The organism is Ensifer sp. R-19 (assembly GCF_049905105.1).
Lineage (GTDB): Bacteria > Pseudomonadota > Alphaproteobacteria > Rhizobiales > Rhizobiaceae > Ensifer.
In genome coordinates, this window is record NZ_CP184570.1 from 1,922,603 (window position 1) to 1,942,910 (window position 20,308).

At 63.9% G+C, this 20,308-nt stretch carries 19 protein-coding genes; 6 read left to right on the plus strand and 13 right to left on the minus strand.

All coding sequences use genetic code 11. The features are described from left to right. Positions 1 to 19: 19 nt before the first annotated feature. The 3 genes from ACN9MO_RS28115 to ACN9MO_RS28125 are packed head-to-tail and all read right to left on the minus strand — an operon-like array spanning position 20 to position 4,436. Positions 20 to 2,506 carry a hypothetical protein gene (locus tag ACN9MO_RS28115; RefSeq protein WP_057251928.1) on the minus strand — a complete coding sequence of 829 codons (2,487 nt, stop codon included), beginning with the start codon at positions 2,504 to 2,506 and terminating at the stop codon, positions 20 to 22. Next, complete coding sequence (gene kduI, locus ACN9MO_RS28120; RefSeq protein WP_113132947.1) at positions 2,503 to 3,339, minus strand: 5-dehydro-4-deoxy-D-glucuronate isomerase; 837 nt, start codon at positions 3,337 to 3,339, stop codon at positions 2,503 to 2,505. The genes ACN9MO_RS28115 and kduI overlap by 4 nt, the downstream gene beginning before the upstream one ends. Continuing rightward, on the minus strand, positions 3,336 to 4,436 hold the full coding sequence (locus ACN9MO_RS28125) for a glycoside hydrolase family 88/105 protein (RefSeq protein ID WP_057251926.1): 1,101 nt from the start codon (positions 4,434 to 4,436) through the stop codon (positions 3,336 to 3,338). Before ACN9MO_RS28125 ends, kduI begins: the two co-directional genes overlap by 4 nt. Positions 4,437 to 4,553: 117 nt before the next feature. Here ACN9MO_RS28125 and ACN9MO_RS28130 point away from each other — a divergent pair, with 117 nt between their 5' ends. Then, entirely contained in the window at positions 4,554 to 5,606 is a 1,053-nt protein-coding gene (locus ACN9MO_RS28130) for a LacI family DNA-binding transcriptional regulator (RefSeq protein ID WP_112996281.1), read from the plus strand. A 16-nt stretch (positions 5,607 to 5,622) separates the two neighbouring features. On the opposite strand, the gene ACN9MO_RS28135 is transcribed toward ACN9MO_RS28130, so the two are convergent. From ACN9MO_RS28135 to ACN9MO_RS28170, 8 genes are all read right to left on the minus strand, one after another. Beyond that, on the minus strand, positions 5,623 to 7,314 hold the full coding sequence (locus ACN9MO_RS28135; protein WP_112996280.1) for an aconitase X: 1,692 nt from the start codon (positions 7,312 to 7,314) through the stop codon (positions 5,623 to 5,625). Beyond that, positions 7,311 to 8,312: a 4-hydroxyproline epimerase gene (locus ACN9MO_RS28140; RefSeq protein ID WP_112996279.1), complete on the minus strand. Its 1,002-nt coding sequence runs from the start codon at positions 8,310 to 8,312 to the stop codon at positions 7,311 to 7,313. The genes ACN9MO_RS28135 and ACN9MO_RS28140 overlap by 4 nt, the downstream gene beginning before the upstream one ends. Positions 8,313 to 8,325: 13 nt before the next feature. Then, complete coding sequence (locus ACN9MO_RS28145) at positions 8,326 to 9,573, minus strand: NAD(P)/FAD-dependent oxidoreductase (protein ID WP_112996278.1); 1,248 nt, start codon at positions 9,571 to 9,573, stop codon at positions 8,326 to 8,328. Between the two features lie 7 nt (positions 9,574 to 9,580). Continuing rightward, positions 9,581 to 10,303 carry an amino acid ABC transporter ATP-binding protein gene (locus tag ACN9MO_RS28150; protein WP_034798411.1) on the minus strand — a complete coding sequence of 241 codons (723 nt, stop codon included), beginning with the start codon at positions 10,301 to 10,303 and terminating at the stop codon, positions 9,581 to 9,583. Continuing rightward, positions 10,296 to 10,946 carry an amino acid ABC transporter permease gene (locus ACN9MO_RS28155; RefSeq protein ID WP_034798414.1) on the minus strand — a complete coding sequence of 217 codons (651 nt, stop codon included), beginning with the start codon at positions 10,944 to 10,946 and terminating at the stop codon, positions 10,296 to 10,298. The genes ACN9MO_RS28150 and ACN9MO_RS28155 overlap by 8 nt, the downstream gene beginning before the upstream one ends. A gap of 13 nt (positions 10,947 to 10,959) precedes the next feature. After that, positions 10,960 to 11,625 carry an amino acid ABC transporter permease gene (locus tag ACN9MO_RS28160; RefSeq protein WP_057251921.1) on the minus strand — a complete coding sequence of 222 codons (666 nt, stop codon included), beginning with the start codon at positions 11,623 to 11,625 and terminating at the stop codon, positions 10,960 to 10,962. A 71-nt stretch (positions 11,626 to 11,696) separates the two neighbouring features. Further along, on the minus strand, positions 11,697 to 12,503 hold the full coding sequence (locus ACN9MO_RS28165) for a transporter substrate-binding domain-containing protein (protein ID WP_057251920.1): 807 nt from the start codon (positions 12,501 to 12,503) through the stop codon (positions 11,697 to 11,699). 235 nt (positions 12,504 to 12,738) lie between these two features. Further along, positions 12,739 to 14,256: an aldehyde dehydrogenase (NADP(+)) gene (locus ACN9MO_RS28170; RefSeq protein ID WP_113132948.1), complete on the minus strand. Its 1,518-nt coding sequence runs from the start codon at positions 14,254 to 14,256 to the stop codon at positions 12,739 to 12,741. 156 nt (positions 14,257 to 14,412) lie between these two features. Between ACN9MO_RS28170 and ACN9MO_RS28175 the strand changes: the two genes are divergently transcribed. Beyond that, positions 14,413 to 15,450 carry an Ldh family oxidoreductase gene (locus ACN9MO_RS28175; RefSeq protein ID WP_112996276.1) on the plus strand — a complete coding sequence of 346 codons (1,038 nt, stop codon included), beginning with the start codon at positions 14,413 to 14,415 and terminating at the stop codon, positions 15,448 to 15,450. A 108-nt stretch (positions 15,451 to 15,558) separates the two neighbouring features. Here the strand turns inward: ACN9MO_RS28175 and ACN9MO_RS28180 are convergent, their stop codons facing one another. Together ACN9MO_RS28180 and ACN9MO_RS28185 are read right to left on the minus strand one after the other, a co-directional pair. Beyond that, positions 15,559 to 16,521: a dihydrodipicolinate synthase family protein gene (locus ACN9MO_RS28180; protein ID WP_093233311.1), complete on the minus strand. Its 963-nt coding sequence runs from the start codon at positions 16,519 to 16,521 to the stop codon at positions 15,559 to 15,561. Positions 16,522 to 16,634: 113 nt separating this feature from the next. After that, positions 16,635 to 17,345: a GntR family transcriptional regulator gene (locus ACN9MO_RS28185; protein ID WP_057252112.1), complete on the minus strand. Its 711-nt coding sequence runs from the start codon at positions 17,343 to 17,345 to the stop codon at positions 16,635 to 16,637. 335 nt (positions 17,346 to 17,680) lie between these two features. Here ACN9MO_RS28185 and ACN9MO_RS28190 point away from each other — a divergent pair, with 335 nt between their 5' ends. The 4 genes from ACN9MO_RS28190 to ACN9MO_RS28205 all read left to right on the plus strand — a co-directional run bounded on the left by ACN9MO_RS28190 (position 17,681) and on the right by ACN9MO_RS28205 (position 20,307). Beyond that, positions 17,681 to 17,827, plus strand: coding sequence for a DUF1127 domain-containing protein (locus ACN9MO_RS28190; RefSeq protein WP_064817045.1), 147 nt, complete (start codon positions 17,681 to 17,683; stop codon positions 17,825 to 17,827). Positions 17,828 to 18,030: 203 nt separating this feature from the next. Beyond that, positions 18,031 to 18,546: an EVE domain-containing protein gene (locus ACN9MO_RS28195; protein WP_057251916.1), complete on the plus strand. Its 516-nt coding sequence runs from the start codon at positions 18,031 to 18,033 to the stop codon at positions 18,544 to 18,546. Between the two features lie 123 nt (positions 18,547 to 18,669). Beyond that, positions 18,670 to 19,551, plus strand: a complete 882-nt coding sequence (locus ACN9MO_RS28200; RefSeq protein ID WP_255571165.1) for a helix-turn-helix transcriptional regulator — start codon at positions 18,670 to 18,672, stop codon at positions 19,549 to 19,551. Between the two features lie 147 nt (positions 19,552 to 19,698). After that, positions 19,699 to 20,307 (plus strand): (2Fe-2S)-binding protein, encoded by a 609-nt coding sequence (locus tag ACN9MO_RS28205; protein ID WP_112996274.1) that lies wholly within the window; start codon positions 19,699 to 19,701, stop codon positions 20,305 to 20,307. Position 20,308 lies beyond the last annotated feature (1 nt).

Genomic DNA, 20,308 nt, shown 5'->3' on the forward strand with positions numbered 1-20,308 from the left:
CGGCGCGATTCTATTTGCCTTATCTGGCGGCGAGCATGGTTGCCTCACCTGCCACGGTGAAATCCTTGGCGGCGATGGTGCGCCCTTCGGCTTCCGTCGAACCGTCGTTGCGGAAGACGATGCGGCCATAGTCTGGATCGTTGATGACGAAAGCACCGTCGGCAGTTTCCACGACGGAGAGCCCGGCAAACTTCGTTTCCACCCCGGAAAGCTCTTCGGCTTCGCAAACCCGGATGATCCAGCGCGTCTTGTGGCCGGCCTGGCGCAGCTCCGCATTCGCTGACGGGCCATCGGTCACCGGTAACAGTTCGGTTGCGCCGATCAGGGCAACGGCGCCACGGCCGCTGCGCGCAAGTGCCAGCTTTCCCTTGACCCTGCTCTCGTCGAACTCGGCGACCGGGAACCACGCGTGGGTGAAGTCCGGTTGTTCGCTGACGGCCGCAAAGTCGAGTACGGCCAGCCCCCTGTACTGGTGGGCACGAGGGAGGGTGCCGCAACCACCCCAATAGGATGGCCGGCCGTACCCGAACTGAATGGTTTCGCCCGGATGGTTGATCCAGATCGCCGCTTCGGGGCGCTGGCCAAGGCGCAGGTGCAGCACCGTTTCCTGATAGCCCCATTCATTCCAGCGATAATGCGCCGCCGAGCCCATGGCGAAATGGCGGCCTTTGTAATGGTATAGCGCCGCGAAGCGGTTTTCGCCCTGGGCGAAGCGCCACTCCTGATGGGTGGCCTCATCCTCGTGGCAGGCAACGGCGGCAAGTGTTTCCGGAACCACAACGCCGTGGTCACGCAGGCAGACGGCAAGCTGCGGCAGCGCATGCACGCGGCGGCCGTACCAGCCCTTGCCCCAGAGCAGGCGTGCGACGCCGGAAAGCTCGAGCGAGCGACCGGCGCAAAGCGTGTGCTCGTAGGAGCGCCCTTGCGCTGCCGTCACCATGCCGTGATGGGCCGAGCGGGCGATGATCTCGCAGAGACGGACAATGCCCTTCTTGGCGCGGTCGGCGATGTCGGCGTCGGGCGAGAGTGCCGCCAGTGCCGTCAGGCCCTTGAGGTCGATCGGGAAATAGGGCGCGGAGTTGAACTCCGCCATTTCCCAGGCCTCGAAATGATCGAGCCAGGCGCGAACGCGGGCAGCGCCGACGGCGCTTTGCTCGCTGCCCTTGCGGCCCGAGCGACGGAAGGTCGCCTCGGGGAAGAGATGGCCGGCGAGATAGGCCGAAGTGTGGAACAGAAGCGCGTGGTTTTCGGAGAAATACCACTGCACGTCGTTGCCGGGTTCATCCATCCAGTAGCGGAAGCCAAGGATCGCCTGATCGATGCGATCGCGCGTCTTTTCGCCGATATCCTGACCCCATGTGGTGCGCGACCAGATGAGCGGCACCAGCGAGAAGTCGGCGCAGTCGTGGCAGTCCTCGATTGAGGGCAGAATTTCCTCGATCATCGCGTCGGTGTCGGTACCGCCGCGACCGCCGGCAAGCCGGGCGAAGGCGCGGACCGTGTCACGTTCGGAAAAGCCCGAGATCTCGTCGAGCGTCTCGGTAATGCGACGCGCAAGCGTCTCCGACGGTTTGCCCTGGCGGCCGGCGTGGCAGATCTCGACGCCAAGAGAGCGCGACGCAACGAAGCCGCTGGCATCAAGCGTGATGCGGAAATGGCGGAAATCGGCCGGTGTCTCTTCCGATGGTCCGACAACCAGCCTCTTGTCGCCGGCCTTCAGCACGAAGTCGTGGTCGAAGCGCTCGGTTGACATGAAGTCGCCTTCGACCGCGACATTGACCTTGACATCGAGCGGCAGGGCGGCGGCGAAGAGAAGGGTGATGTCGCCCTCGAAATAGGCGGTCCGGTCGAAATGCATGCCGTCGAGTGCGGTCTCGATATCGGCGGCGGCCGCACTCGGGCAGGGAACGGGCAGCGCCACGCGCGCCGTCGGTCCCGAGAGATAGTCGAACTGGAAGAAATAACGCGCATCGCGTTCGGCGAGGTCGTCGAAGAAGATCGTGACTTCGTTGAGGCCGGCTTGAAGCGGCAGTTCGAATTCGGCCTTGGCCTCGAGATTGCGGCTATAGGGCGCCATCCAGCCGACCTCAGTGCCGTTCAGGAAGAGCACCGCGCCGCCGCAGGTGCCCAGGCGAATCTTGGCGGTGCCACCCGTGTCGGTCTCGATCGAGGTGCGGGCCCAGGTTGCAAGCCGTGTCGGCCGGAACCAGAAGCCGGAGAGGTCGAGCCGCGGCGATCCGAAGGGCAGCCACCAGCGGCTGGCCTCGAATGTGCCGCGCACCTGCGGCCGCTTGCCGCGAAACTGTTCGGCAAAAATCGTCCGGCAGGGGTACTCGTGCGGAATGAAGTTCTTGTGCTTGGTCAGGAAGAAGAAGGGGTCCATTTCGCCCTTCATCGGCTGGTCCGGCACGTCGAAACGCTCCTCGGCAATCGTGCCGAGCTGCCAGTAGCCGACGGCCTGCCCCGCAACGAGGCTTTTCTTCAGATGGAAAATAGTATCGCTCATTTCAGCTCAGCCAAGGCTACGGGGGTGACGTCGTTGTATTCCTGGTTCTCGCCGGTCATGCCCCAGACGAAGGCATAGGGGCCGGTGCCGGCGCCCATATGGATCGACCAGGCGGGCGAAAGCACGGCGTCGCCGTTTGCGACGATCAGGTGCCGGGTCTCCTCCGGCTCGCCCATCACGTGGACGATGCGGTCTTCCGGCGCCATGTCGAAGTAGCAATAGGCCTCCATGCGCCGCTCGTGCACATGCGGCGGCATGGTGTTCCAGGCGCTGCCTTCGGCCAGATCGGTAATGCCCATCAGAAGCAGGCAGGAGGGCATGACTTCCGGGTGGATGTACATGACGAGACGGCGTTTGTTCGAGCGCTTGACGTCGCCGAGCTCAAGCGCCTTTGCCTGCGCCCTCTTGATCAGCCGGTGCGGCAGATCGGCACCGGCGGGCACCGAGTTTATGTAGAAGCGGGCCGGGCGGTCGGCGGTCTCGCTTGCAACGACGATTTCCTTGGCACCGCGTCCGACATAGAGCACGTCGCGATTTTCGAGCACGAAGTTCTTACCGTCGACGGTGATCGTCCCGGTGCCGCCGAGATTGGCGATGCCCATCTCGCGCGCCGAAAGCAGATAGGGTGTGCCGATATCAGCGCCCGATCCAAAGGTGACGCTCTTTGTTTTCGGCATGGCGCCGCCGAGGATCAGCCGGTCGACATGGGTGTAGGTGAAGTTCACGGCGTCAGCTGCAAAGAGATCGCTGATCAGGAACTCGCGGCGCAGCCGCGCCGTGTCGTAGCCTTTGATATCCTCGGGGTTGGCCCCGTAGAGAACCTTCATTGTCATGCTGCCTGTCCTTCCGGGCCGACATGCTGCAGGGCTTCGGAGAGGCACAGGATTGCCAGTGCCTGGCCGTAGCCGGTCGGCTGAATTGGGATGTCCTTGTAGAATTGCAGGTCGTGGCCCATGCGTGTGCCGTAGGAGACGTTGAGCACGGTGCCGCTCTCGTCGATGTTGCGCATCACGACTTCAAGCGCGCGCAGACCGGCGGCTCTCCAGGCGGGCGTTCCATAGCCGAGCCGATAGCCCTTGAGCAGGCCGTAGCCGATGCCGGCGGTCGCCGAGATCTCCTCGTACGAAGTCGCGTCGTCGAGCAGCGTGCGCCAGGCGCCGGAAGCGGCCTGCAGCGGCAGCAGTGCCTCGACCTGGGTGACGAGCACGCCGCGCAGGTATTCCTTGACCGGTGCGGCGAGCTCAGCGAGGTCGAAGAAATCGAGCATGCCGGCGGTGATCCAGGCATTGCCGCGGGCCCAGCGGGCGCGGGCGAAATTGTGCCGGCCGTCGAAGGTCCAGCCATGGAACCAGAGGCCCGACTGGGTGTCGGCAAGGTAGCGGGCATGCACGAGAAATTGCCGCGAGGCCTCGTCGACGAGTTCGCGCCGGCCGCTCGCCTGGCCATAGGAGGCGAGGAACAGGGCGACCATATAGAGCGTGTCGTCCCAGAGCTCGTTGTCATTCACCTTGTCGGAGACATGGTGCTCGAATCCGCCTTCCGGCGTCCGGCCCATTTCGCTCATCACCCGGTTTGCCCAGTCGTCGAGCAGCGGCTTCCAGCGGGGATTCCTGGATTTGGCCCAGAGAACCGAGAGGCCGAGCATCGGCGCGGTCGTGTTGACGTTGAGTTCCGGAAGCCCGGCAGCAAGGCGGCCTTCGTACCAGCCTTCGATAAGCTGACGGATGTCCTCGCGGCCGGTAAACAGCCAGAGCTTGATCAGGCCATAGAGGCCAACACCCTGCGGCCATTCCCAGCTGTCGAAGCTGATGTAGTCGCCTGCGGTCCCGTCGAGGTTCGGTTCATCGAACCGGCCGTCATGCTTGAGACCGGTCATGCCGCCGACAAGACGATCGAGACCCGTGCGAATATCGTGGGCGTTGAGGCCCATGGCACTCCTCCTCCTTAAGCCGCTCTTCCCTCGGCCTTCTTGAGAAAGATAAAGGCACGATGTTTTTTCTTGCGCAATATGAAAATTTTTCCCAATATTGTGGCAAGGGAGGATCACATGATCGCAAAACCGCTGCCCGGCAAACGCGGCAAGAAGAGCAAGCGTGTTCGGCTGGAGGACATCGCCGAAGCCTGCGGCGTCTCCTTGAGCACCGCCTCCCGCGCCCTTGCTGGCGAAAAGGGCGTGCGCGCGGAAATCCGCCAGAAGGTGCTGGAAGCGGCCAAGAACGCCAACTACGTGATCCCGACGGCGGTCGCCGGTCAGAAGGTCATCGTGGCGGCGTCCAGTGCTGCGATGATCGACTATGTGCGCAACCAGTTTACGCATTACGTGCTGGAGGGGCTGAAGGAGCGGGCCCAGGCGCTCGATCTCGAAATCGTCACTCGGCCGATTGCGGATAGAAGCGAAGAACTGGCCGTGCTTGCCGAGGCAGAGGAGGACGAGCAGGTCGCCGGTCTGCTGTTTCTCACCATCGACGACGAAGGTATGATTGCCGCGACCCGTGGCTTCGAAAAGCCGGTGGTGCTCTTGAACAGCGACGACCCGTTCATGCGGCTATCGAGCGTCACGCCCTGCAACCGATCGAGCGCGCGGCTTGCGACCGATCACCTGATCGAGCTCGGCCACGAGCGCATCCTGTTCCTGATGCGGCCGGGGCGCCGTACGATCGAACGGCGCTACGAGGGCTGGCGCGACGGGCTGCTCGCGAAAGGCCTGCCCGCAACCGACGACTTGCTCGTCACCGTCGAGGACTGGCTGCCCGAGCTTGCGATACAGGCGCTGACGCAGCGGATTTCGGAGCGGGGGCTGGATTTCACCGCGGTGCTCGCGGCCGGCGACAGCCTTGCCGTCGGCGCCATGCTCGGCATCCAGCAAAAGGGCTTTTCGGTTCCGGGCGATGTCTCGGTCATGGGAATGGACGACCTGCCGCAAGCGGCCTTCCTCAATCCGCCGCTGACGACGATGCACATCCCGATGCGCGAGATCGGCTCGGTAGCGCTCGATCTTCTGCGCGACACGCTGTCGGGCATCCCGGCGCCGCCGCGTCGCGTCGAACTCGCCTGCCATCTGGTGCCGCGGGCCTCGACGGCACCGCCGCGCGGCGCCTAAGCCCGCGGCGAAGTCGCTACGACAGCCAGGCCGGCAGACGTGCCGGGACGCGGCCCGTGAGCGCCGCTTCAACGCAATCGGCGAGGCTGCCGAAGCGGACGGCGCGGCCGGAGAGGCCGGGGCCGTAATGGGCGTACTTTCCGGAATTGGTCATCAGCGCCCGCGTCTTCGTCGGGAACACCGGCTCCGAGATCGAGCACCAGCAGAGATCCGGCAACACCTGGATGCCGCTTGCCTCCAGTCGAGCCAGCAGACCTTCTTCCCGTGCTGCGGCGATCGCGTCTCGTCCGGCGGTCACGATCACGGCGACATCGCCATGCCGCTTGCGACCATCGAAGGCGTCGGCCAGCGCGCGGCATTCCTCGAGCGAGGCGTGCGGGCTGCCGATGGCGACGAGCTCGACCTCGGCTGGTCCCTCGTTGAAATGTGCCCAGGCCTCGGCCATGTCGGCGCGCGTGGTGGCCGTGTGATCGGCATCCTCAGCCGCGGCACCTTCCGCTTCCGGGGTCACACCTTCCACATGCAACATGGGGGCTGCGGATGTCGTGCCGAAGGCGGCGCAGAGCGCCTTCAGGTCGTCGCGCGAGGGCCGTGCGGACGCAAGTCCACGCAACAGCGGGATGCGATCGGGGGCTGCCCGGCCAGCGAGGTAACCGATCAGCGGCCAGAAGGCGTCGTCGATATTCTCAGGCAGGTCCACGTCGATGACGCGTTTTGCCCTGCGCGGCTCGTCGAGATAGACGCCCGAGAGGGGCGCGCGGCCCGTCAGCGCGATGCAGAGGTCGAGAAAATCCGGGTGCTTTGCCGTGCGCGCGCCGAGCACGGTGTTGGCGAAAATGACGGCATTGGATTCCGCCCAGGCAATGGATTCGCCTGATTTCGGTGCGCTGTCGAGCAGATAGGGCGAACAGGTGAAGGTCGGGCGACAGCCCATGCGCACATAGGCGTCGGCAAGCTTAGCCGCCGGGTCGCCGAAACTTTCCGGCACGCCCTGCGCCCGCCAGTTGGCGCGGTCGACCGAGATCGCGTTCATCGTGGTCGGCACGCGAACCTTGGCGCCCATGTTCGCCATCTTTTCGGCGAAGGTGAGGTTGGCGGGGCTCGCATAGATGCAGCCGTCGATATGGCCCTGGACCACGTCGATGAGCTTTTCCGCCCCCTGCTGCGCTGCCATCGCCGAAATGATCCGCATCGCCTGCTGGACCGCAACGCCATCGCGGCCATCGAGCATGGCGCGGTCGGCTTCAGTGAGATCGAGAGCCGCCGTCGCCGGCGGTTCGACCGGGATAATCAGGCCGTCGGCCTCGATCGTGCCAGCGCCGATCCCTGCTGACTTTGCCTGCGAGAGCATCTTGAAGGCGTCGCGTGAAAGCCTGAGCACCGGCAGAGATTTTCCGAACATCTCAGCCGCAATCAGTGCGCCGAGCGTCAACACGTCCTCGGCTTCGCAGAAGACCAATGCGGCAGGCCCCCGGCCGGTGAGCGCCATATCGAGCAGAACGCCCGAACCGGTACAGGAACCGCGGCTCGATGGCATCATCAGGATGCCGCCGGTGAGACAGATCCCGTGCAGCGGGTGATGCACATCGATCACCAGGGCGGTTGCCGGATCGACCCCGCCCCAGAAGCTCAACGCCTCCTCGGTGGCGATGATGGGGCCATCGGCGGAGCCAGAGAGAATGCTGCGGGCGGAGATCGATTGGGTCATTTTACGACAAATCCATGGGCGAAGGGGTCGCGGTCATCGATGAAGATCGTGTTGATGCCGGTCATGCGGGCCCAGCCGGCGATCGAAGGGATGATGGCGTCGCGGTCGGCAACCTTGGTCGCCGCCTCGACGCGGCCCTTGAACAGCGAGCCGATGATCGATTCATGTACGAACTCGTCACCGACACTAAGCTTGCCCTTGGCGGCAAGCTGGGCCATGCGCGCAGAGGTGCCGGTGCCGCAGGGCGAGCGGTCGATCGCCTTTTCGCCGTAGAACACGGCGTTGCGGGCATGGGCTTCTGCCTGGGTTTGCTTGCCGGTCCACTGGATGTGGCTGAGGCCCTGGATCTCGGGGTGTTCCGGATGGACGAACTCGTACTTGGCATTGAGCGCTGCGCGCAGCTTCGGGCTCCAGCCGACGAGTTCGCCCGCGGTATGGTCGGCCATGTCGCGGAAATTCTTCTGCGGTTCGACGATGGCGTAGAAATTGCCGCCATAGGCGACGTCGACGACGATCTCGCCGAGGCCCTCGACCTCGGCTGTCAGCCCCTCGGCGTAGAGGAAACCGGGCACGTTGGTGAGCCGCACTTCCTCGACGAAGCGGCCTTCCTGGCGGTAGGTGATATCGACCTTGCCGGCCGGCGCGTCGATCGACAGTTTGCCCGGCTCGCGCGGGATGATCAGCCCGTTCTCGATCGCCATGGTGATGGTGCCGATCGTGCCGTGGCCGCACATCGGCAGGCAGCCTGAGGTCTCGATGAAGAGCACCGCGACGTCGCAGTCCGGCCGCGTCGGCGGATAGAGGATCGAGCCCGACATCATGTCGTGGCCGCGCGGCTCGAACATCAGGCCGGTGCGGATCCAGTCGAACTCGCGCAGAAAGTGAGCCCGCTTCTCCAGCATGTTGGCCCCTTCGAGCCGCGGCCCGCCGCCGGAAACGAGGCGGACCGGATTGCCGCAGGTGTGGCCGTCGATGCAGGAGAAGGTATGGTTGGCCATGGTCGAAGCCCTATCAGAAACGTTGCGGCGAGAAGGATTGGATGTCGATTGCCGGCCGTTGGCCGGTCAGGAGTTCGGCGACGAGACGCGCAGTGCCGGCCGATTGCGTGAGACCCAGATGGCCGTGGCCGAAGGCGTAGATGACGCGCCCCGTGGCGCGGGCGCGGCCGATCGCCGGCAGGCTGTCGGGCAGTGACGGGCGGAAGCCCATCCATTGCACGCCGCCTTCGCTTTTGAAGCCGGGCAGGAAGATCTGCGCCTTCTTCAGCATCGCTTCCGAGCGGCGGAAGTTCGGCGGCAGCTTCAGGCCGCCGAGTTCGACGGCGCCGCCGACCCGGATACCGGTCGAAAGCCGGGTGACGACAAAGCCGTGGCCCCCGAAGGTGACCTGGGTGCGCAGGTCGAAGGCGTCCTGCGGCAGCGTGGTGTTGTAGCCGCGCTCGGTTTCGAGCGGGATGCGCTCTCCAAGCGTACGTGCGACCTGATGCGAGAAGGCGCCAGCGGATAGCACAACCTGGTCCGCACGCTGTGTCTTGCCACTGGCCGTCAGTTCGACGCCGCCGTCGACCGGTTTCAGCGCCCTGACCTCGGCACGCTCGATGGTGCCGCCCTTGGCGAGGAAGTGATCCGCCAACGCCAGCGTGTAAAGTTTGGGATCGGCGATCGAGTACCAGCCGGGCGTGAAGGTGCCATGAGTAAAGCGCGGCGCGAGACCGGGCTGGATCTCGGCCATTTCGGCAGCACCCATATGGCGGAATTCGATGCCGTGCTCCGCCCGCGCCTTCCAGCCGGGAAGCGACGCCTTCAGTTCGGCTTCGCTTTCATAGACCTGGAGATTGCCTTCCTTGCGCAGCATCGGCAGGGTGCCGGTTGCGGTGAGGAAGGGTTCTAGCTCCGCCTTGGACAGGTCCATGATCGCGGTCTGCGCCGTCGTCGAATGCGCAACGCGGCCCGGCGAGCAGGCGCGCCAGAAGCGGAACATCCACGGGGCGATCTGCACCGCGTAGGCCGGCGGGACGCTCAAGGGCCCAAGCGGGTCGAGCAGCCACTTCGGCGCCTTTTTGAGGATGCCGGGAGAGGCGAGCGGCAGGATGTCGGTAAAGGCGAAGGCCCCGGCATTGCCGGCAGAGGCACCTGCGGCCGGGCCTTCCCGGTCGAGCACGGTAACGGAAAGTCCCCGTGCCTGGGCGGCGATCGCCGCGGAAAGGCCGACGACGCCGGCGCCGATGACGATGACGTCAGGCTGAGCTGCATCCTTCATGATCGGCTCAGTGCGTCGCTGCCAGGAACTTCTGGAGTTCCGGGTCCTTCGGCGCGCCGAAGAGCGCCTCGGGTGCTGCGATTTCCGCCATCACGCCCTTGTGGAAGAAGGCGACGCGGTCGGAAACTTCGCGGGCAAACTTCATTTCGTGTGTGACGCAGATCATCGTCATGCCTTCGGACGCAAGCATGCGCAGCGTGTCGAGCACTTCGCCGACGAGCTGCGGGTCGAGTGCCGAGGTCACTTCGTCAAACAGCATGTATTCCGGCGACATGGCAAGCGCGCGGGCGATCGCCATGCGCTGCTGCTGGCCGCCCGACATGCGGGTGGGATAGACGCCGAGCTTCTCGCCGAGGCCAACGTGCGTGAGCTGCTTGACGGCGTTCTCCTCAGCCTTTTCCTTGGAGAGGCCGAGCACCTTGCGCGGCGCCAGCATGACGTTTTCAAGTACGGTCAGGTGCGGGAAAGCATTGAACTGCTGGAAGACGATGCCGAGCTTGCTGCGCAGCTTGTTGAGGTTTGTTGATTTCGCGTGGACCTCGGTGCCGTCGACGAGGATGCGGCCGGCATCGATCGGCTCGAGACCGTTGATGCAGGTCAGCAGCGTCGATTTGCCGGAACCGGAGCCGCCAATGATGGTCAGCACCTCGCCCTTGTTGACGGTGAGGTCGATGCCTTTGAGAACCTCCAGCGAGCCGAAGGATTTGCGAACGTTCTGGATCTCAATCATTGGACCACCGTTTTTCAAGGTAACCGCCGAGCCGGGCGATTGGGAAGCTGATGAGGAAGTAGATGGCGCCGCAGATCAGAAGGATCAGCAGCGGCTCCTGCAGACGGGTGACGAGCACCTGCGAGGCGCGCAGCAGCTCGATCAGGCCAAGCCAGAGAACGAGTGCGGAGTCCTTCATGACACCGAGCGTCAGGCCGATCCAGGACGGTAGCGAAACACGGGTCGCAAGCGGCGCCACGATGTAGCGCATGTCCTGCCACCAGGTCATGCCGAGCGAGCGGGCAGCGCGGCGCGTCGTCGGCGGCACGGAGGAGATGCCGCCGCGCACGATCTCCGTGCAGTAGGCGGCCGTGTAGAGCGACAGCACCACGCAGGACGTCGTGAACGGCGCCCAGCCGAGCTTGGCGATCGCCTGGAAGGCGTTGGCAAGCACCAGCTGGATCAGGAGCGGCACCGAGCGGAAGATGTCGAGCACGAAGGTGAGCGGTGCGGCCCAGTAGGGGCCGACCTGGTTGCGCACGACGCCGAAGATGATGCCGAGCACGGTGCCGGCGGTGACCGAGACGGCGGTGACCGCAAGCGTCATCAGGGCGCCTTGCAGCAGGAAGCCGAGATCAGCAAGGGTGAGGGCGGTATTGAACATCTCTCACCTCTCCTTAGTAGCGGAACATGCGCGCGGCGAGCAGACGGGCTGCCAGCGTCACGGCCTTGGCGATCAGGTAGTAGATCACTGCGGCGATCGCGAAGAATTCGAAGGTGCGGAACGAGCGGGCGTTCAGTTCCTGGGTGATGCCCGCAAGGTCGGTGTTCATGCCGACGGTAACTCCGAGCGAGGTCATCAGGATTGCCCAGACCATCTGGTTGGTAACGGGGAGGAAGGCGATGCGCAGCATCTGCGGCAGCACGATGTAGCGGAAGGCCTGCACCGGCGTCATGCCGAGCGAGCGGCCGGCGCGCGTCTGGGTGTCGGGAATGGCCTTGAGGGCGCCGCGGAAGTTTTCCGCGAGATAGCCGGCGTTGTTGAAGGCGATCCCGGCGAGCAGCGCCGTATAGGGGCTCAGGTGGATGCCGAAATTGCCAAGGCCGAAATGGGCCATGTAGATCTGGAACAGTGCCGGCGTGTTGCGGGCGATCTCGACCCAGGCGGTCGCGAAACCGCCGAGAATGCGATTGCCGGACAGGCGGCAGGCTGTCAGCGCCAGCGCCAGTGCCAGGCCGATGACCATCGAGAGCAGAGCCACCTGCAAGGTGACCAGCGCTCCATCGAGCATCTGCGGCAGGGCTTTCAGCGCCTGGTTCCAATGGAAGGTATAACTGAACATGTTTCGTCTCGCCTCTTCGGAAACGAATAGCGGCGCGAAGCTACACTTCGCGCCGCCAGATGGACGGCAGATTAGCGGTAAACGCCCTTTGCCGTAAGGTCTGGCAGTTCGCCGCCGACCCACTTTTCATAGAGCTCAGCGTAGCGGCCGGTGCGGACCTGCTGGTTGATGAAAAGGTTGAGGAAGTTGACGAAGCCGTATTCTTCGCGGTTGGTGAAGAGCGCGACGTAGTCGGTGTCGAACGGAGCCTTGCCGACGACGGCGATGCCCGGGAACTTGCCGGTCTTCACGTTGGCCTGGGCAACGGTCGAGGTCGAAACCGTGGCGTCGATCTGGCCTTGGCTCAGAGCGAGGAAGACGTCGGCCTGGGTCTGGTACGGACGGAACTCGCCGGCGCCCCATTCCTTGACCTGTTTTTCAAGCGCGATGGCTTCGAAGGTACCGGCGGTGGCGCCGACGACCTTGCCCTTCATGTCTTCGAAGGACTTGACGCCCGACTTTTCATTGGCGGTCACGGCCATTTCGAAGGCGAAGTAGGGGATCGTCATGCCGACGGTCTTGGCGCGCTCAAGCGTGTCCGAGGTCGAGGCAACGCCGACGTCGACACGGCCCGACATCAGAGCGGGAATGCGCTCCGGGAACGGGGTCTCGACGATTTCGGCGGTGACGCCGAGTGCCTTGGCAAGGTCGTTGCAGTAGTCGACGTCAAAACCGATCGGATTGTTGTTCTCGTCGCGAGAACCCATCGGCGGGAAGTCGAGCACGACCGCGCAACGCAGCGTTCCCGAGCCGATGACGTCATCCAGCTTGTCGGCATGGGCCTGGCTGGTCAGAGCAGCGGCCGCAACGAGGCCGAGCGCAAGCACCGAAGTCTTCATTATCTCTCTCCCTGAAATGAGTGCCGTTTGACGGCTGGGGCACTATTCCGTTTTAGAGAGCGTAAATCAATAGAAAAATACAATTAGTATACAAAAAGTATATCATCATAACGCAGAACGCGCGCAGACATCCCATTTGTTTCGCCAAATGGGATGTCTGCGCAGCGATCTGTCGTGTCTCATAGGTGAGAGCGAACTGCGGGCGGCATGCCGCCCGCACTTTTCCTCTTCCGTTTTAGCCCTGGAAATCCTCGGGCAGCAGGCCTTCCGGCATGTTCTGGTAGGCGACCGGCCGCAGGAAGCGGCGGATCGACAGGGTGCCGACGCTGGTCGCACCGAAGTTGGTCGAGGCCGGGTAGGGGCCGCCATGCACCATGGAATCCACCACCTCGACGCCGGTCGGGAAGCCGTTGACGAGCACGCGGCCGGCCTTGCGCTCGAGGATTGGGCGCAGACGACGGGCGGTTTCGAGGTCGGCCGTATCCATGTGGATCGTCGTGGTCAGTTGCCCCTGGAATCCACGGGCAAGCTGTTCCATCTCGCCGGTCGAACCGACGCGGACGACGAGGCCGAGCGGACCGAAGACTTCTTCGCCGAGCGCATGGTCGGCGAGGAACTGGTCGCCGGTCGTTTCGAACAGGTTCGGCGAGACCGAGCGGCCTGAGGATTCGGTCACGAGCAGTGGCTTGACGGTATTGCGGCTTTCGAAGTGCGCCTTGCCGTCGTGGTAAGCCTTGGCGATGCCGTCGGTCAGCATCGTCTGCGGCGCCACCTTGCCGAGCGCTTCGACGGCGGCGGCGGTGAAGCGATCGGCGTCAGCGCCTTCAACAACGACGGCGATGCCGGGATTGGTGCAGAACTGGCCGGCGCCCATGGTCAGCGAGCCGGCCCAGCCCTGGCCAAGGCCTTCGGCGCGCGCCTTGAGTGCTTCCGGCAGCAGGAACATCGGGTTGACCGAACCGAGCTCACCGAAGAACGGGATCGGCTCGGGGCGCGCGGCGCAAAGATTGAAGAGCGCACGGCCACCGGCGAGCGAACCGGTGAAGCCGACGGCCTTGATCAGCGGATGCTGCACCAGCGCTTCGCCGACCTGTCGGTTACCGCCTTGGATGAGCGAGAATACGCCCGGATGCACGCCCGTCTTGCGGATCGCGGCTTCAACAGCCTGCGCGACGATTTCGCCGGTTCCGGGATGGGCCGAGTGGCCCTTGACGACCACGGGGCAACCGGCGGCAAGTGCGGCGGCCGTGTCGCCGCCGGCGGTCGAGAAGGCGAGCGGGAAGTTCGAGGCGCCGAAGACGGCGACCGGGCCGATCGGCCGCTGGACGAGGCGGATCTCCGGACGCGGCGCCGGCTGGCGCTCGGGCAGTGCGGCATCGAAGCGGCGGTCGAGATACTCGCCCTTCTCGATGTGGTCCGCGAACAGGCGGAGCTGGCCGGTGGTGCGGCCGCGTTCGCCCTGCAGGCGGGCTTCCGGCAGGCCGGTTTCTTGGGCGCCGATCTCGGTGATCGCCTCGGCACGCGCCTCGATCTCGTCGGCGATCGCGCGCAGGAATGCGGCGCGCTCGGCGCGGGTCGAATAACCGTAGCTCAGGAACGCTTCTTCCGCGGCTTCAGCCGCACGGTTGACCAGCTCCACGGTGCCGGTGGCAAACTGATGGACCGGTCCGTGAGCGGGTGCTGATGCGAAGGTGCCCGCGCCGTCGAGCCATTCGCCGGCGACTAGGTGTTTTCCTTTGGGGGTGAAGGCCATCTGGCGATCCTTTCTCTCGATCCCGGATTGCCTTTTGTGGCAGAGGGGATAATGGCTGAATTGCACTTGTCGGATCTTTGTATACTATATGTATGCATAACATCAATCGCCTGACTGGCTCATCCGGATCAGGCGCAGCATTTGAGAGGGAGAGAGATGAGCGAAACCAACACCCTGACGATTTCAGCACTTTTCGAGCGCGTCGAGGCGATCTTCCTGAAGGCTGGGCTAAACGGCGTTCAGGCAGGCGCACTTGCCCGCGTGATCGTCGCCGGCGAGCGTGACGCCTGTAAATCGCACGGCGTTTACCGCATCGAAGGGGCGCTCCGGACAGTCAAGGCCGGCAAGGTGAAGGCGGATGCCGTGCCGGAGCTCGATGCGCAGGAAGGCTCGGCGATCGTCAAGGTGAACGCCAAGGGCGGCTTCGCCAACCCGGCCTTCGAGCTCGGCCTGCCGGTGCTTGCCGAGCGCGCCCGGTCGCTGGGGATTGCTGCGCTCGTCATCAATGATTGCACCCATTTCTCTGCCCTTTGGCCCGAGGTCGAAGGATTGACGGGCGAGGGCCTCGCCGGCCTCGTCATGTGCCCGAGCTACGCAACGGTTGCGCCGACCGGCGGCAACAAGCCGCTGCTCGGTACCAACCCCTTCGCCTTCGGCTGGCCGCGCGAAAACCAGCCGCCCTACGTCTTCGACTTCGCGACCTCGGTTGCCGCGCGCGGCGAGATCGAGCTGCACCGCCGCGCCGGAAAACCTCTGCCCGAGGGCTGGGCGATCGATGCCGAGGGCAACCCGACGACCAATCCGGAAGCGGCTCTTGCCGGCGCCATGCTGCCCTTCGGCGGCCATAAGGGCTCTGCGATCGGCACGATGGTTGAGCTTCTCGCCGGCATCATGATCGGCGACCTGACGAGCCCGGAAGTGCTCGACTACCTCGGCACGACGACGCTTGCGCCCTTCCACGGCGAACTGATCGTCGCCTTCTCGCCGGAGAAGTTCGCGGCCGGAAGGCCCGGAAATCCGTTTGCCCGCGCCGAAGTGCTTTTCGAGGCAATCGTTGGCCAGGGCGCCCGCCTGCCGTCGCAGCGCCGTTTCGCGGCGCGCGCCAAGTCTGAGGCCGAAGGCGTCGTCCTCAACAAATCCGAGATCGAGCAGCTTGACCGGCTGCTTGCCCTCGGGATTGACGCTATCGCGTAGGCCGATACTTACGCGAACTGTACTCTGCTCGACACGCCGTCGAGGTCGTCAGACGAAAAAAGGCCCTCCAACCGGAGGGCCTTTTTCAATTGCGGGCCGATCGAACGATCAGGCCTTGCACTTCTGGACGGCGCCCGGGAGCTTGCTCCATTCGGCGTACCAGCTGTTGAACAGCTTGAACTGGGCTTCGACGTAGCCGCGCTGGCTGTCCGAAAGCACGTCGCTTTCGTTGAAGTGCAGCGTGTATTCCTTGTCGCCCTTCAGCACCATCATGTGCTTGAAGTAGAGAACGAGGTCCGGGCCTTCGTCGAAGGACGAGAGCACGGCGAGCGCCTGTTCCAGTTCCAATGCGCGCTGGCGGGCGTCGACGTCGCCTTCGGCGGCGGCGCGCGACAGGTTGCACATGTGGATGACTTCCTTCGGCAGCACGCAGCCGATGCCGGTGATGGCGCCGGTCGCGCCGCAGTTGACGAAGCCGTGGAACACAGCCGTGTCGACGCCGATCATCAGCGAGACGCCATCGTCACGGCTGGTGATGTTTTCGGCCGCATAACGCATGTCGGCAGCGCCGCCGAATTCCTTGAAGCCGACGAGGTTCGGATGTTCGGCGCGCAACGCGAAGAACAGGTCGGCGCGGGTGGCAAAGCCGTAATAGGGGCTGTTGTAGATAACGGCCGGCAGGCTCGGGGCGGCCGAAAGAATGGCCTTGAAGTGGTTCTTCTGGGCGGCGACGACCGAACCACGCGACAGCACGCGCGGGATGACCATCAGGCCCTGGGCGCCAACCTTCTCGGCGTGCGCCGCATGGGCGACGGCCGACGCGGTGTTGACGGCGCCGGTGCCGACGATAACCGGGATGCCGGCCTTGACCAGGCGCTCGACGCCTTCCATGCGCTGCGCATCGGTCAAGAGCGGCCAGTCACCCATCGAGCCGCAATAGACGACGGCGGACATGCCCTGAGCGATCAGCTCCTGGCCCTTGCGCACCAGCGCGTCGAAATCGGGGGTGCGGTCTTCCTTGCAGGGGGTCATCAGCGCCGGGATGACGCCGGTGAAAATCTGAGCCTTCATCTGAAACTCCTCTCGGCTTTGTCTTCGGGGCAACGGCGCACGCGCGCCCTTGCCTTTGATCTAGACAATAGCCGTTTGTATTTTATTTGTCGACAAGAAAAATACAAAGATCTCTAAAGGGCGATATCAAGCTTATTATTGCGGGCAAAGAGCTTCTGTACCTGCTCGACGATCTGCTCGGCATGCGCCTTGCCGAGACGGTCCGCCGTCTCGATGTCGCGCGCCGCAATTGCAGCGATGATCGCCGCGTGCTCGTCGACGAAGCGCTGCGGGAACTGCTCCTCGTAGGACTGGTAGTAGAGGCGCAGGATGCGCCGCCCCTCGTCGAGCAGCCGGCGGAACAGGCTGGTGAAATAGGGATTGCGGCCGGCCTCGGCGATCGCCGCATGGAAAGCGGCATTGGTGGCGATCATCGTCAGCGCGTCGCGCGCCTGGACGGCCGCGGCATAGTCCTCGTGGAAGCCGCGAATGATCGGCAGGTCTTCCGGGCGGTGGTTCTGCGCCGCAAGCCGCGTGGTGACGCGGTACATCAGCACCAGGGCGTCGAAGAACGGGTTCAAGTTGAGGAAGTCGATGTTCGCTACCATCGTCGAGCGGTTGGGCAGCGTGTCGATCAACCCTTCGCCGGCAAGTCGGACCAGCGCCTCGCGGATCGGCGTGCGCGACATCTTCAGTCGCTCGGCAAGCTGCACTTCGTCGATCGGGCTGCCCGGCGGCAGCACCAGGTCGAGGATCTCGTCGCGCAGGAGGTCATAGACCATCTTCACGCCGGAACCGCGCTTGCGTTCGGGGATGGGGCTGTTGTCGGTGTCGATATCGGTCATCTCGGATTCCTTTGTCGACAAAAGAAATACTTGTCTCTGCCGTCGGGATCAACAGCTTCCGTGGCAACGATTGTGCGAGGCTGACATTTCGAATGCACGCAGCTGTTGCTTTTGCCTTCTGTCCGGTAGGGCGCGAACAAGGGAAGATCACAACGCGCGGGCTTTGCGCTTGACCTTGCGGCACGCAAAACGACCCATGCATTTCCCACATGGGAGCGCTGACTTTTGAGCGCTGCAACTTACCAAGGGCCTGAGTTATAAGGTGTTCATCGAAGCGAAACGAGGCGCCACGGACTGGCTGCCAGGCTTCGAAAGCCCATTGAAAGGGGGATCAAATGAACATCGCACGCTCCATCAACAACTGGCGCAAGTATCGTCAGACGGTCACCGAGCTGGGCCGCATGTCGAACCGGGAACTCCGTGACCTCGGCATCGAACGCGCCGACATCGACCGCGTCGCACGCACGGCCTTCGCCCGCTAAGGCGATCTACACAGACTGAAAATTTGCCAAGCGCCTGCATCTCCTGCGGGCGCTTTTGCTTTGTGGCGAACGGTTGCACGCGGGGCAACTGCTCCGCCGAAATCCAGGTTGCCCCGGCACCAATTCCTCGAATTCAATGCTGACAGAATCTGGCAGGGGTCGCGCGTAAAGTGCTCCCATGATCAGAGATCGAGGGATGACCGATGTTGGCGCAGGATGTGTTTCAAGTGGGTGCAGGAAGCCGGCAGGGCGAGCGCAACTTCTGGATCGGCGCGGTTTCCGGCGATGACATGCAGCATGCGCAGGAAGGCGGCTTCTCGCGATTCGGCCACGGCAACGTGCAGCCGTTGACGCGCATGAAGGCGGGCGACGGTTTTATCGGTTATTCACCCAACGCCGCCTTCAGCGGCAGAGCGGGGCTCGCTTGTTTTACGGCCATTGGTGTGGTCAAGGAGCGTCCGCCCCACTTCTTTGCAATGGGTGGAGTCGCGCCGCATCGCGGCGATATCGATTGGGCCGACAGTATGGAGGCTCCCGTCCGTCCGTGGCTCGACAGCCTGGAATTTGCCGAGGGCAATCGAAACTGGGATCAGAAACTTCGTTTCGGTCATTTCGCCATCAGCGAACATGATTTCCGCGTGATCGCGCGCGCCATGCATGCCGACCTTGGTGGCGTTTTCCCAAGGGTAGCCGAATACCGCCGGCAAGCCTGGGCGTGATTGCAGCCCGCGGGTCGAAAACTTGACCCGCGCGCGATATTTTCGCCCGCGGGGAAAGATGTTAGTTCTCCGGGAGATACCGCGTTTCTGGCTATCCACGAGAGACAAGATCGAATGGGCGGAATGGGACTTGCGGATACGGAGGCTCATATCCGTCGCTTGCAGCGGGGGTTTTCCCCGCCGGTCATTCCAGAGGTGTTCTCCGGCGATACGCGCCTGGTCGGCCGTTGGCGCAACGAGCCCTTCGAGTACCACCTGCCACCACTGAAGGATCATATTCTCGCGGCGAAGTATGCAGGCGACGGGACTGCTTCGTTGAAGGTTGGTCGTCAGACGATCACCGCCCCGGCGCATGCCGGCACCATCACTTTTGCGCCCAGAGGGCACGAAGGACTTTGGCGCGCGGATGGTGCCGTCGAAGTGTCGAATATCTTTCTGGGGCACCAGCGCCTGCTTGCCTGCGCGGATCAGGTTGGGAATGGTCGTGAGCCCGAGCTTCTCGACCGCGTGAATTTCAGCGATCCCAAACTGTTTACGATCATGTCCTTGATCAACGACGAGATCAGTACCGGTGACGCGGTATCGCACCTGTTCATCGAGCAGCTTCTCGATCTTGTCTGTCTCCAGCTTCTGCGCGGGCACGCCGCAATATCCGTGCCCCTCGCCCCCGGACCACGGGGTGGCCTTTCAGCCTGGCAGATCAAGCGTGTCACCACCTACATGCGTGACAATCTCACCAAGGATATTCGGCTTCAGGAACTGGCGGATCTCGTGAATCTCAGTCGTTTTCATTTCTGTACCGCTTTTCGTGTGGCGACCGGGCACACGCCCTATGTCTGGCTGACACGGCAGCGCATCGCCCACGCCAAGGCGCTGCTTGCGGACCGGACGCTGCGCATCACCGATATAGCTCTTGTCGTCGGCTATGAAACGCAATCGGCTTTCGCGTCGAGCTTTCGCAAGGTGACGGGCCTCACCCCGAGCGAGTTTCGCCGTCGGCTTTGACCTCGGCTGCGGCCGGGCCGGCGCTCCCGTGCGCCGGCGTCCTCGACCGCCGCAACTTTCAAGCAGGATCGAAAGATCGCAACAGTAACGCCGTCGTTCGACGCCTATCTTCTGCACGGTTTGGTGAGGCAGGAGAGTGTTTCCGACATGGTCGAAAATAGATCAGAATCCTATGTGCAAGGTCCGGTGCTGTCGCGCCGGGAAGCGCTTCTGGCAGGTGCCGGAACCGTGGCGCTGGCGGCGCTGCCGTCCCAGTCGACAGCAGCGACAGGTTCTCCGGCGAAGGAGGTAAGCCCCATGACCCTGACCATGACCGTGAACGGCGAACTGCATGTTCTGACCATCGACCCAAGGCAATCGATCCTGGACGTCCTGCGCGAGACGCTCGATCTCACCGGCACCAAGAAAGGGTGCAACCAGGGCGCCTGCGGCGCCTGCACGGTGCTTGTCGACGGCAAGCGCATCGTCTCCTGTCTCACACTGGCATGCATGCATGACGGCGCCAGGATCGAAACGATCGAAGGGCTCGAGAAAGATGGCGTGCTGCATCCGCTCCAGGAAGCCTTCGTGGCGCATGAGGGCCTACAGTGCGGCTTCTGCACGCCGGGGCAGATCATGTCGGGTGTCGGCTGTATCGCTGAAGGCCATGCCGGCTCGACGGACGAGATCCGCTTCTGGATGAGCGGCAACATCTGTCGTTGCGGCGCCTATCCCGGCATCGTCGCGGCTGTTGCCGACGCGGCGGGGAGGGGCTGAC